Source organism: bacterium (assembly GCA_020444325.1).
In the GTDB taxonomy this organism is placed as follows: domain Bacteria; phylum Bacteroidota; class Ignavibacteria; order SZUA-365; family SZUA-365; genus BM516.
In genome coordinates this window covers 214,046-225,286 of the sequence record JAHLLD010000007.1, presented here as the reverse complement: position 1 = coordinate 225,286, position 11,241 = coordinate 214,046, and the positions used below count along the sequence as shown (strand labels likewise).

4 protein-coding genes are annotated in these 11,241 nt (G+C 54.3%); 1 reads left to right on the top strand and 3 read right to left on the bottom strand.

What is annotated here, in order from left to right; genetic code table 11:
* From KQI65_11275 to KQI65_11265, 3 genes are all read right to left on the bottom strand, one after another.
* Window positions 1-1,168, bottom strand: a 1,168-nt coding sequence (locus KQI65_11275) for a hypothetical protein (GenBank protein MCB2205322.1), incomplete at its 3' end; no start/stop codon positions are given.
* A 539-nt stretch (window positions 1,169-1,707) separates the two neighbouring features.
* The gene (locus KQI65_11270; protein ID MCB2205321.1) at window positions 1,708-4,923 is read right to left on the bottom strand and encodes a T9SS type A sorting domain-containing protein; all 3,216 of its coding nucleotides are present in this window, start codon (window positions 4,921-4,923) and stop codon (window positions 1,708-1,710) included.
* A 528-nt stretch (window positions 4,924-5,451) separates the two neighbouring features.
* A complete protein-coding gene (locus tag KQI65_11265; protein MCB2205320.1) occupies window positions 5,452-8,676 on the bottom strand; it encodes a T9SS type A sorting domain-containing protein in 3,225 nt (1,074 codons plus the stop codon).
* A 685-nt stretch (window positions 8,677-9,361) separates the two neighbouring features.
* On the opposite strand from KQI65_11265, the gene glmS reads away from it, so the two are divergent.
* Window positions 9,362-11,197, top strand: a complete 1,836-nt coding sequence (glmS, locus tag KQI65_11260; GenBank protein ID MCB2205319.1) for a glutamine--fructose-6-phosphate transaminase (isomerizing) — start codon at window positions 9,362-9,364, stop codon at window positions 11,195-11,197.
* Window positions 11,198-11,241 lie beyond the last annotated feature (44 nt).

The following is an 11,241-nucleotide window of genomic DNA, read 5'->3' as shown; positions in this document are numbered from 1 at the left end:
CCCAGTTGTCGGCGGTGCTTGAGGCCTGGTAGGTCAGGTTGACATCGTTCTTGTTTCCGGTCTCGGACTGGAAGGTCACAGTGTTCACCGAAGAGGCACCGGGAATCTGATCAAGCTCGATCTGTTCGTTGTAGGTGCCGGGGCGTACGTTGAAGACCACGGGACCGCAGAGACCAAATGCTGTGAGGGCATTTGCTGCGTCGTTGAATGTCGCGAAATCAGGAGATGCACCACCGATGGTGAATGTCCCGGCAACTGCTGCCTGGGTTACGACACTGCTGGTGTCATTGTTGTTGATGGTATCCTGCACGCCATTGGGCATGGTGGTCCAGGCCTTGATGGTGTAGGGGATGCCAGCCTGAAAGTTCATGTTCGTGAGTGTGATCTGCGTTTCACGCGCCGCGCTTGTCGTGGTGTCGAGAAGCCCAGTCCAGCTATACGGGGTCTGTGCCACGCCGTTCAATTCCCAGTTGATCGTGGCGGCGGTCAGCTGATTGGTACCGAAATTGTGCAACTGAACGGTAACGTCCTCGTTGCCGGCACAGAAGTTGATCGGGGAAAGAATCGCGGAGATACCGGCGTCGTTCGGACCGACGATTCCCTCGTCATACGTGATCTTTCCATTGAACTGACGCGGGAAGAAACCGAAATTCGTCAGGGAGCTCATGCCCCAGCACTCGGTGTCGATGGAGAGGTAGCTGTCCGAGAAAACATACGGGGTGACACCGGTGTTGTAGTTGACACTCCCGCTGCACATCACGATGAAACCGTACTTGTCGTTTGGGTTGAGAAGGAGATCGAGATCGACAGGGATTTCCACATAGGTCGCAGCACCCTGTCCAGTGACGGTTGCCTGCCCCATCTGGACCCAGCCAGTGGTGCGGTAATTACCGCTGGCGTCCTTAAGTCCACCTGCGTTTCCATAAATGGTGCAGGTGTTGGAGCCGGAATACGGAGTCGTCCAGATGCGATAGAGTCGCACCGACTTGAGCGCCGTGACTTCAAAGGAAATACCTGCCTGGCCGTTCGTTCCGTGCAGGTTGGTGCTCAGTGACATCGAGCCCTGCGCCATTGCTGCAGGACTACCCATGCCAAAGGCAAAAAGGAAGGCGAATGCGCACAGGGTGATACCCCAGAGCAACCGCCTGGAAACGGTGGAATGATTCATGCTGTAACCTCATGGATGAGTTGAAGGAAAAAAGGAATCATTTGTATGTGCATCGGACCTGTGGCCCAACACGTGTATTTTATTCACATGCCTCTAGAAGGGGCAGTGAAATTGCACTCGGTACGACTGCAATTCGAAGTTCATGGTTTGTGAAGTCCTCGAATCCAACCAATAATAGGGGAAATTGCTGGAAAAGTCAACAACTGTGAATATCCCTCACATGAGCGGATAGAGCAGGTAGCAGATCGCAGATTACAAATCGCAAATTGCAGATTTCAGATGGCAAACCGGGCAGGAGCGGGGATTGCTTCCCGTTGTGTGTCCCGGGATGCTTGCTGGATGCCCGGAAGCAATCCCTGATCGTCAAAGTCTGGCGGAATGGGCTGAGTATGGAAAGATGGAATGATGGAAAAATGGAAATATGGCATCGGGGCGCATGATTCCATTTTTCCATCGTTCCATCTTTTTATCAACGGCAAAGGCCCCGGGCAATTGAATGCCCGGGGCCTTTACGGTAAGTCAGGAGACAGCGCGGGAGCTTATTTGCTCAGGGCCATCTTGATGGTCTTCGTGAAGCTCATGCCCGATTCGGCACCGGTCATGCTCACGGTTGCGATGTACGTCCCGCTCGAAAGCTGCGAAGCGTCGAACTGCACTTCATGCAGACCCTGGTCGACGTTGCCGTTGACCAGTTCCGCAACCTGACGTCCAAGCGCGTCGGTCACCACCAGGCGCACATGCGACTGTTCGGGAACCGAGAACTTGATCATCGTGGTCGGATTGAAGGGGTTCGGGTAGTTCTGATCCATCGCGAAGCTGGCCGCGGCCGGCGTGCCGGACTTCGGCGTGCCACCGTAGTACGGAGTCGTCTGTGCCCAGTTCAGCTTCATGGCGATGTAGTCCATGTTGTTGACAACGCCGTTACCGTCGGTATCCATGTAGCAACCTTCGGGGGTGTACCACGGGGCGGCTGCCTGCGGCTTCCACTCGATGTAGGTGAACGGATTGGTCTCGGCATCGGCCTGGTAACGGGCGGGACCGCTCAGCCAGGTCGAACGCAGGTTGGCGTTGTAGATATAGAGATTGAGCTCGCGGCGGTCAGTGTAGTTGACGATGCCGTCATTGTTGACGTCACCCGGCCACACGACGCAGGGCTTCTGTCCTTCACCCACGACGAGCAGAGCGACAGGATACGGCATGTAATCGCGGTACACGTCGCAGCTGTTCTTCGTGTTGAAAATGACTTCGACCTTGTAGGTGCCTGCCTGCAGCGACTGCGGGAGGGTGATGTACTGCACGCCGCTCAGCGGCATGTTGTATGCCTTGGCTGCCTGGAAGCTGGTCTGCCATGCGAGGGTGTTGGTGGTCACGTCGAAGAACTGCACGGTGAAGGTGACCGTGGAAGCAAACTCGGGGAAGGTGACCGAGTATTCGACACCGACGGTGCCGGGTGCTTCGGCGTAGGCGGCGGGGAAGCCGTTGCCATCGACGAACTGATAGTTGAGGCTGCCGGGTGCGACATAGCAGGCTTCGTCGGCGCCACGGTAGGGATTGACGCGGGTTTCACCGTCGATGTCCTGCGTCACGGAAGCGAGCAGGGTACCGAAGAGATCGGTGTCGTCGTCAGAAGGACTCGCAAGGTGCAGGTCGCCCGTTAAAACGTCGTTGAAGGAGACGCCCTTGTCGATGGAATTTGCGTTCATGCCGGTCGCGGCCTGCAGTGCGGCGAGATCCGCACGGTTGCCGCCCCAGTATGCCAGCACGTTGCCGTTGGTGTGGAACAGATTGTAATCCATCGAATTGACGTATCCGTTGCCGACTTCATACCAGCACATGCCGGCTCCATCCTGATACAGGATGTTGTTGATGATATCAGATCCCTGTGCATAGGGAGCATAAACCAGACGACTGCTACTGTACGGGGTGTTGCTGTAGTAGGTGTTGTGTGCGAATAGGGTGTTGTACATGCGATAGGCGTATGTACAGTAGTACACCTGGTTGTTATCGCGGATGGTGATCATGTTGTTGACAAAGCGGGAGTTGCCGGACTGGTAGTAGTTCTCATAATAGAAATACACACCGTATGCATACGATCCACCGGTGGAATAGACCTTGTTGCGCTCGACCTGGGAATCATATCCGTAGTAGAACGAAACGGGATAGCGATACGTGTAGACGTTGTTTGCTTCCTGAATGACGGTGTTGTCGAGGAACCTGATCTTGCCGAGGTAATACCCGTAGTAGGGACGGTAGTACTGGCCGGTGAACTCACAGCCCTGGATCAGGACATCATCTTCGGTTGAAGTGCTGCCGCTACCATACATGTACATTCCATATCCTCCCTCACGGATACCGCAATCGATGAACGAGGTGCGATGGTTCAACGTACCGGTGTTGGAATACACAGGTGCCACGTAAGTGGATGTGGAGTTGACGTCCGGGGCGATAAGTTCGCAGTTTATGAAGCTGTTGTCCGTTCCTGAGCCGCTGAAGAATACCACGCGACCGTAGGAAGTATTGGTCGCCGTCATGGTCATGTCCTTGAACGTGACCCACTCGGCCTGACCAATGCTGACAACCCAGTTGTCAGAAGTACTGGAGGCCTGGTAGGTCAGGTTGACGTCGTTTTTGTTTCCGGTCTCGGACTGGAAGGTGATGGTATTTGTTGAGGATGCACCGTCGATCTGATCAAGTTCGATCTGTTCGTTGTAGGTGCCGGGACGCACGTTGAATGTCACCGGTCCGCACACGCCGAACTGATTCAAATCGTTCACGGCAGTGGAAAAATCCGGATAGTCGGGGGATGCGCCACCGATCGTGAACGTTCCTGAAATCGCAGCCTGCACTGTGACGATGGCGGAGTCATTCCGCGAGACGGTGTCCTGTACGCCGTTGGGCATTGTCGGCCATGCGGCAATCGTATAAGGGGTACCGTTCTGGAAGTTCATGTTCGCGAGCGTCACCTGCGTCGAACGCGTGGTGATGTTCAGCGTGTCAAGATTGCCGGTCCAGCTATAAGGGGTTTGCGGCACACCATTGATTGTCCAGTTGATCGTGGCCGAAGTCAGGGGGTTGGTGCCGTAGTTGCGAAGCGTCACGGTGACGTCTTCGTTGCCGGCGCAGAAACTCGACGGGGAATCAATTGAGTAGATACCTGCGTCGTTCGGACCGGTGATAGGAGGAATGTAATAGACTTCCGTTCGGGCCACCGGACCGCCGGTCTCCTGCGATACGGCGCCGATGGGCCAGCTACCGGACTGCCACACCATACGCGTCAGCGTGCAGGGCTGTCCGAGAATCGAGGAGGAGAAGGGACCGGAAGGTGTTGCATAGGAATTGTAATTCGTTGTGCCACCGCCACTGCGTGCGCCGAAAACGGCGATAATATCTCCGGCGTTGATCTCAACATAACAGGAGATAATGTTCGTACCTGTCACATTGGTCCAGAGACCAAGCGTCGTGCCAGTCGCTGTGGTCGGATATGCGGGAGGAGTGTTGGCAAACTTGATGATCTGCACACTCTGCGGCGTGGTGCCGACATCAGTCGGAACGCGGACGCCAACGATCACGAAATCAGTAGGAGCAGTAAACCAGAACCCACGGACCTGGGAGGCCGTATACGTGTTGCCATAGTTCGGCAGCGGGATCATGGTCTGTGCTTCAAGAGTGCTTCCTGAAAGCAGAAGCAGTGCGAGAACAACACCCGCCAGGCTGTACGTCAAGCCCTGACGAGATCTCTGTGTCGAATTTCTCATCGAATACCTCATGGAAATTTTGGGAAAAACAGGTTTATGATTGGTGGATGTTACTCTTTCCTTCAGGTGATGAATCGGTTGGAATAATTGCAGCGGGGTGCGTTGCTTTTATTCACAGTGACTCGCGGAATTGGAAATTTGACTTCCTCGGGGACACTGTACCCTAAAAATTAGAGAGGCAAAGATTAAAAAGCAAGGGGAATGCAATGCGGTACTCCGAAAATGCACTCCGCAAACAAATGTATTGAAAGAACTTAGACGGCGACTTCCCCCTGCGCTGGCGAGTACGGAATTTTTCAAAAAAATGCGGGAGAATTAGTATCAGTGAAAAAAAGTCACATTTATCCCGCAGTTATCTCCACGAGTACACCTTACAGTCCTGTTGCTGATCGAAGCATGGAAGCATGGAAAAATCGAAATATGGCGTCGCGGTGTATGCTTCCATTCTTCAGTATTTCCATGTTGACATAAACAAAAAACCCCTCCGAAAGGAGGGGCCTTTTGTTTCCATGAGGCTATCAGGATGTGCTATTTGCTGAGCACCATCTTGATATTCTTCGTGAAGCTCATGCCCGATTCGGCACCGGTCATGCTCACGGTTGCGATGTACGTCCCGCTCGAAAGCTGCGAAGCGTCGAACTGCACTTCATGCAGACCCTGGTCGACGTTGCCGTTGACCAGTTCCGCAACCTGACGTCCAAGCGCGTCGGTCACCACCAGGCGCACATGCGACTGTTCGGGAACCGAGAACTTGATCATCGTGGTCGGATTGAAGGGGTTCGGGTAGTTCTGATCCATCGCGAAGCTGGCCGCGGCCGGCGTGCCGGACTTCGGCGTGCCACCGTAGTACGGAGTCGTCTGTGCCCAGTTCAGCTTCATGGCGATGTAGTCCATGTTGTTGACAACGCCGTTACCGTCGGTATCCATGTAGCAACCTTCGGGGGTGTACCACGGGGCGGCTGCCTGCGGCTTCCACTCGATGTAGGTGAACGGATTGGTCTCGGCATCGGCCTGGTAACGGGCGGGACCGCTCAGCCAGGTCGAACGCAGGTTGGCGTTGTAGATATAGAGATTGAGCTCGCGGCGGTCAGTGTAGTTGACGATGCCGTCATTGTTGACGTCACCCGGCCACACGACGCAGGGCTTCTGTCCTTCACCCACGACGAGCAGAGCGACAGGATACGGCATGTAATCGCGGTACACGTCGCAGCTGTTCTTCGTGTTGAAAATGACTTCGATCTTGTACGTGCCCGCCTGCAGTGACTGCGGGAGGTTGATATACTGCACGCCGCTCAGCGGCATGTTGTATGCCTTGGCGGCCTGGAAGCTGGTCTGCCATGCAAGGGTGTTGGTGGTCACGTCGAAGAACTGCACGGTGAAGGTAACCGTGGAGGCGAACTCGGGGAAGGTCACCGAATACTCGACACCGACAGAACCAGGAGCCTCTGCATAGGCTGCGGGCAGTCCCTGTCCGTCAACAAAGCTGTAATTCAGACTACCCGGTGCAACGTAGCAGGCTTCGTCGGCACCGCGGTAGGGGTTGACGCGAGACTCGCCGTCGATATCCTGCGTCACCGAAGCGAGCAGGGTACCGAAGAGATCCGTGTCGTCGTCGGAGGGACTCGCCAGATGCAGATCGCCGGTTGCCGGATCGGCAAAGGTGACGGATTTGGAGATGGTGTTCGCATCCATACCTGAGTAGGACTGCAATGCACTCAGCGTGCTCCGCGTACCGGCCCAGTATGCGAGGTTGTTTCCATTCGTATAGAGCAGGTTGTAATCGGAGTTGTTGATGTATCCGTTGCCGTTCACATACCACGCATATCCTGCACCGGTGTGGTAGAACATGTTGTTGTAAAACTCGCAACCCTGCGGGTAATAAGAATAGTACGCGTAACTGCTCGAGTAGTTCGTGTTTATGGTGACGGTGTTGTGCGCTACCAGCGTGTTATACGAGCGGTACTGGTACACGCCGTAATACGTCCGCGTCGCTGTGTTGAGTATGGAAACCATATTGTTAACAAAGCGAGTTGAACCGGATTGGTAGTAGTTCTGGTAATAGAGGTAGACACCGTATCCATAGCTGCCACCATCGGAGAAGAACACGTTTCGCTCAATACTGTTATCCTGTCCATAATAGAAGGACGCAGGATAGCGATATGAATATGCCGGGTCCGTCAGATAAATCTTGTTTTCCAGAAAACTCATGCTGCCGAGATAGTACGTCCGGATCGGGGAGTAATACTGCCCGGTAAACTCGTTGCGGAGGAAGACGTTGTTGTCTTCGGTCGAGGTGGTACCACCACCGTAAAGGTACATTCCATAGGAACCCTCACGAATGCCGCAGTCCTTGAAGGTCGTGCGGTGATTCATGGTGCCGCTTTCGGAGTACACGACTGCCAGGTAAGTGGACGTGGAATTCGAGTTGCGTCCGACCAGTTCACAATTGTCAAAGGTGTTGTCCGTGCCGCCACCACTGAAGTAGACGACGCGTGCATACGAGCTGCCGGTCGCTGTGATGGTCATGTCCTTGAATGTCACCCACTCTGCGAGACCGATATTCACGACCCAGTTGCTGCTGCTACTTGTTGCCGAGAACGTGAGATCCACATCGGCCTTGTTCCCGGTTTCTGACTGGAAGGTGATGGTGTTCACCGACGAGGCGCCGTTGATGGCGTCGAGTTCGATCTGTTCGTTGTATGTGCCGGGACGCACGTTGAAAACGACAGGACCGCAGAGGCCAAACTGGTTCAGGTCGGCGACTGCCGATGCGAAATCGGCGTAATCCGGACTCGCACCGCCAATGGTGAAGGTGCCGGCGATTGCTGCCTGCGTAACGACACTGCTGCTGTCATTATTGTTGATCGTGTCCTGCACACCATTGGGCATGGTAGTCCATGCAGTGATGGTGTAAGGGACGCCCGACTGGAAGTTCATGTTCGCGAGCGTGATCTGTGTCTCGCGCGTGGTGGCATTCGTCGTATCAAGAAGTCCCGTCCAGTTGTACGGGCTCTGCGCTACGCCGTTCAGCTCCCAGTTGATGGTCGCGGAAGTGAGCTGGTTGGTGCCGAAGTTGTGCAGCGATACCTTGACGTCCTTGTTCCCGGCGCAGAAGTTCACCGGGGAATCGATAGAAGCGATACCGGCATCATTCGGTCCGGTAATCCCTTCATCGTAGGTGATCTTCCCATTGAACTGGCGGGGATAGAAACCGAAGCTCGTCGGTCCGGTCATGCCCCAGCACTGCGTGTCAATCGAAAGATAGCTGTCGGAAAAAATGTAAGGAGACTGCCCTGTATTATAGTTGACGTTTCCACTGCACATGATGACGAAGCCGTACTTGTCATTCGGTCCGAGCAGCAGATCAAGGTCAACGGGAATTTCAACGTAGGTGCCGTAACCCTGCCCGGTAACCGTGGCCTGGCCGAGCTGTGTCCATCCCGTTGTCCTGGGATTGCCGCTGGCATCCTTGAGTCCCGCAGGGTTTCCATAAATGGTGCAGGTGTTGGAGCCGGAATACGGCGTTGTCCAGAGACGATAAAGACGGACAGACTTCAGAGCGGTGACCTCGAAGGAAATACCGGCCTGACCGTTTGTTCCGTGAAGGTTGGTGCTCAGTGTCATGCTGCCCTGTGCAAGCGCCTGCTGCGATCCCTGAGGAAAGAGCAAAAACGCAAGCAGCAGAGCTGCTGTGATAAGAGGGATCCGGCTGTTCAGCCGCCCACTATTAAACATCGTGAAGCGATGCGTCATGGTTGTTGCCTCATGCTGGTTGATAGAACTGAAGAATTATGCATACTACATTGCTGTGCTATTTATTCACACTTTATCCAGAGTAGGGGAAAAAGTGTTCAGATCCGGTTGTTGTTTAGATAGAATATGAACTACGAAGTCCAAAGTCAAGGGGAAATCAGGTCTGTCCCACGAAGCTTTAATTCCCGTTATTCGTTTATTATTAATTACTTAGAAGAGTTTGCCCCATGCCCCCACCACGCCTGTCGAAAAAAATAGTGCTTTTTATTCACATGAGAATAAAAGCAACAACTTTGTGGAGTGGAGGAATTATGCAGAATCTGCATATTGGATCCATTCGACTGTTCTGCGGCGATTGGTCCAGAGAGCACTGAAGAATTATGCAGAATCTGCATATTTGATACAGTGGACTGCCGGTCTGAGTGACTGGCGAGGGAAGAGACAAAAATGCGGGAGGGCGCGCTTCTTGGAATGCGCCTTCTCGAATACGTGCTTCCCCGTTGCTCGGCGGAATTGCTTACGCGGAGGGAGGTTTGCACAGGGCTGCAGCCCTTGGCGGGGGAAAGGCACTACCTTGTTATTCAGGTGGTCAAATACTATGTTTTGTGCTTCGCATCATGGCATTTGCAGCTGGGCATTTCCCGTTGCATGCCTGCCATTTCGTAACAGCAGAGACAGAAAATCTATGTGTGGGATTCTCGGGTATATCGGATCACAGGAAGTGGCGCCAATCGTTGTTGACGGACTCAAACGCATGGAGTACCGCGGGTATGATTCCGCCGGACTCGCGGTTTTGAGCAACGGACGAGTCGACATCCTTAAACGCGCAGGCAAGGTGACAGACCTCGAAAACCTGGTTGAACTGCACCCGCTTTCTTCCACGATCGGTATTGGACATACGCGCTGGGCGACACATGGTGTGCCGAACGATATCAACGCCCATCCGCATATCGATCATACAGGACAAATCGCACTGGTACACAACGGTATCATCGAAAACCACGCCGCTATTCGGCAGCGGTTGCGTCGTGACGGAGTAGAATTCGAAACGGACACGGATACCGAAGCCCTTGTGCAGCTGATATCGGCGTTCTACGATATCACCAGCGATCTGGAGCAGGCCGTACGCCTCGCGCTCAATGAGATTGACGGCACGTTCGGCATCGTTGTCATTTCCAGCCGTGAACCGGATAAGCTGATCGCAGCCCGCAGGGGAAGCCCCCTCGTCCTCGGCATCAACGACGGTGAATACTTCATCGCCTCGGATGCGTCGGCGATCGTGGGACATACCCGTCAGGTCATTTTTCTCGAGGATGACGACGTCGCCACGCTTACGCGTGAGGGCTATGAGGTCAAGACGCTGGGTGACGAAGTGGTTGAGCACGAGATCGAAGAAATCACCTATGATATCGAGCAGATCGAAAAGGGCGGTTTCGAGCATTTCATGCTCAAGGAGATTCATGAGCAGGCGCAGACCATCATGGATTCCATGCGCGGACGTCTCCTCCTGGAAAAGGGAACGGCAAAACTCGGAGGCCTCCGCGAAGTTCTGCCCGTGCTCAACAACGCACAGCGCATCATCATTACCGCCTGCGGAACGTCATGGCATGCCGGTCTCGTCGGTGAGTACATGCTTGAGCATTATGCGCGCATTCCGGTCGAGGTTGAATACGCATCCGAATTCCGCTACCGCGACCCGATCATCAACGAAAATGATGTCGTTATTGCGATCAGTCAGAGTGGTGAAACAGCTGATACGCTTGCGGCGCTGCGTGAGGCCAAACTGCGCGGTGCGACGGTCATCGGCATCTGTAATGTTGTCGGGAGTACGATAGCGCGTGAAACGCATGCCGGGGTTTACATTCATGCCGGTCCCGAGATCGGTGTTGCTTCCACCAAGGCTTTTACCGCGCAGCTTGTCGCCCTCTCGCTGCTGACGCTCATGCTCGGACGCAACCGGGGGTTCATCAGTTTTGAGGAAGGAAAGGAGTTCGCCCAGGAACTGCTGAATATTCCCTCCAAGGTCGAACAGATTCTCAGCGACACCGAGCCGATCAAGCAGCTGGCTGAACGCTACTACGAGTCGACGAATGCATTGTATCTCGGTCGTGGATATAATTTCCCCGCCGCTCTTGAAGGCGCACTGAAGCTCAAGGAAATATCCTACATCCATGCGGAAGGCTATCCCGCAGCGGAGATGAAGCATGGTCCCATCGCGCTTATCGATGAGAATATGCCCGTCGTCTTTATCGCACCGCAGGACCGTATCCACGAAAAGGTCATCAGCAATATCCAGGAAGTGAAGGCCCGGAAGGGGCAGGTGATTTCCATTGTCAATCATGAAGACGATGTCATCGACGGTATGGCGGACCATGTGATCTGTATCCCGCGGACGCTGGATTTTCTTTCCCCCATGCTCACGAGTATCCCGCTGCAGCTCCTTGCGTATTATATTGCCGTCAAACGCGGCTGCAACGTGGATCAGCCCCGCAATCTCGCCAAGAGTGTGACCGTCGAATAAGCGCACCGGAAGGAAAACCGTGATCGCAACGGAAGCAAAGAAAC

Bases quoted from the DNA above. Each gene is read 5' to 3' on its own strand.
- KQI65_11270 (MCB2205321.1), bottom strand. From the start codon at position 4,923: ATGAGAAATTCGACACAGAGATCTCGTCAGGGCTTGACGTACAGCCTG.
- glmS (MCB2205319.1), top strand. From the start codon at position 9,362: ATGTGTGGGATTCTCGGGTATATCGGATCACAGGAAGTGGCGCCAATC.
- KQI65_11265 (MCB2205320.1), bottom strand. From the start codon at position 8,676: ATGACGCATCGCTTCACGATGTTTAATAGTGGGCGGCTGAACAGCCGG.